The sequence below is a fragment of the Neosynechococcus sphagnicola sy1 genome, from assembly GCF_000775285.1.
In the GTDB taxonomy this organism is placed as follows: domain Bacteria; phylum Cyanobacteriota; class Cyanobacteriia; order Neosynechococcales; family Neosynechococcaceae; genus Neosynechococcus; species Neosynechococcus sphagnicola.
In genome coordinates this window covers 1-611 of record NZ_JJML01000112.1, presented here as the reverse complement: position 1 = coordinate 611, position 611 = coordinate 1, and the positions used below count along the sequence as shown (strand labels likewise).

Annotated in this window: 1 protein-coding gene; it reads right to left on the bottom strand. The window is 46.2% G+C overall.

Features of this window, described 5'->3' with window-relative positions:
- Positions 1-445: cobalamin-dependent protein (locus DO97_RS20325; protein ID WP_036537173.1), on the bottom strand; the 445-nt coding region annotated here is incomplete at its 3' end.
- Positions 446-611: the final 166 nt, after the last annotated feature.

Genomic DNA, 611 nt, shown 5'->3' with positions numbered 1-611 from the left:
GAAGATCATACCGAGGAGTCGGTATATGGGTGAGGGGAATTGCTTCGCCAATGTATCGTGGCTGGAGAGTATCTTGTTCAATATCTTGGAAGATCTGCTCCCAGACTGACTCTCCTTCTCCAATAACAATGCTATCGACAAATCTTAGGGCTTCCTCTGGGGCAAAGGTCACATGAGGACCACCCGCGATCGTGATCTTGCTGCGTTTTCGGTATTCAGTTGCTAAACGGTACGCTTCTGGTGCAAAACCACTGAAGAAGGAGAGAACGATTACGTCCGCGTCGCTATCGAGGTTTACAGTCTCAACCTGCTGGTGAATAACTCGAACAGTATGTTTTGCTGGGGTCAGCGCAGCAAGATGAATACCAGTAAGCGGCGGAACAAAATGAACCTCATGTCCATTTCGATACCGCTGAATGTAGACAATTATGATGTCGATTTTCATGGTTCGCTTCACAAACTTATTTGACTTGTGCTTTATGGCAGTCTAACCTCGTTCGCGCAGCTTGGATCGAACCAATCGATTTAAACTTGCTTGTAGATAACTACTGGAATAACAAAAACGTGGAGTTTGACATAGATGTGTCAGGCAGTCAGCCTTGCGTTGATCC